The sequence below is a fragment of the Pseudomonas sp. WS 5051 genome (assembly GCF_012985715.1).
GTDB classification, from domain to species: Bacteria; Pseudomonadota; Gammaproteobacteria; order Pseudomonadales; family Pseudomonadaceae; genus Aquipseudomonas; species Aquipseudomonas bubulae.
The window spans coordinates 1-925 of sequence record NZ_JAAQWV010000037.1; the positions used below are offsets into that span (position 1 = coordinate 1).

The 925-nt window shown below is 55.5% G+C and carries 1 protein-coding gene; it reads left to right on the forward strand.

All coding sequences use genetic code 11. The annotated features are described in order from the left end of the window. Positions 1 to 72: 72 nt before the first annotated feature. Positions 73 to 925 (forward strand): IS5 family transposase gene (locus tag HBN79_RS23840; RefSeq protein WP_086005488.1). Its coding sequence is split into 2 segments (ribosomal slippage), with 851 coding nucleotides annotated over them: positions 73 to 414 and positions 417 to 925; the frame shifts between segments, so codons are not numbered across the junction. This gene is flagged as partial in the annotation.

A 925-nucleotide genomic window follows, 5' to 3' on the forward strand; every position in this document is an offset into this window, starting at 1 on the left:
TAGGCTCTGTACGTAAACCCAAGAAATACGATTTTCTGTAAAATACACCGCCATTAAAGCCAGGAGGCCAAGATGGCAAAGCGGTATGAACTCCCCGACGCAGCCTGGGATCTGGTTGCAGATATCTTCACCAAAAATCAGCGCACCGGGCGCCCTCGGGCCGATGATCGCCTGATGCTAAACGGTATTCTCTGGGTGCTTTGCTCTGGCGCAGCCTGGCGAGACATGCCCGAACGATTCGGCCCTTGGTCAACGATCTATCAACGGTTCCGGGGATGGCGTGATTGCGGAGCTTTTGATCAGATGCTCAAGCGTCTTCATATCCGATTGAATGAGCAGGGTTTGATTGACTTGGAAACATGGATGATCGACTCCACTGCCGTACGAGCAACCCGGGCCTCATCAGGTGCCGGGAAAAAAGGGGATTTGAAGAACCGCAAGACCACGCGCTCGGGCGCAGCCGGGGTGGCCTGACGACCAAGATTCACATGCTGTGCGACGCCAATGGTGTGCCTCTGCGTTTCCTGTTGTCAGGCGGACAAGCCAGCGATATAGCCTATGCCCAACCGCTACTCGATCAGGCTTGCATACCCAGCCTGCGCGGTCGCCCACGCAAGCGTTGCCGCTGGTTGCTGGCTGACAAGGGTTACGACGCTGAAGCGCTGCGCCAGTATTGTGATCGTTATCGCATGCAGCCAGTCATTCCGTTGCGAAGCATGAAGCGCAAAACCAAGCCAGGATTGCCTCGACTTTTTGATCGCCCCAAATATCGGCAGCGCAACATCATCGAACGCATGTTTGGCTGGCTGAAGGAGAACCGTCGCATCGTGACGCGCTTCGACAAGCTCGCAACAAGTTTTGCGGCGATGGTCTCATTGGCCTGCGCTATGCGGTGCTTGCGACAATACTTTACGTACAGAGCCTA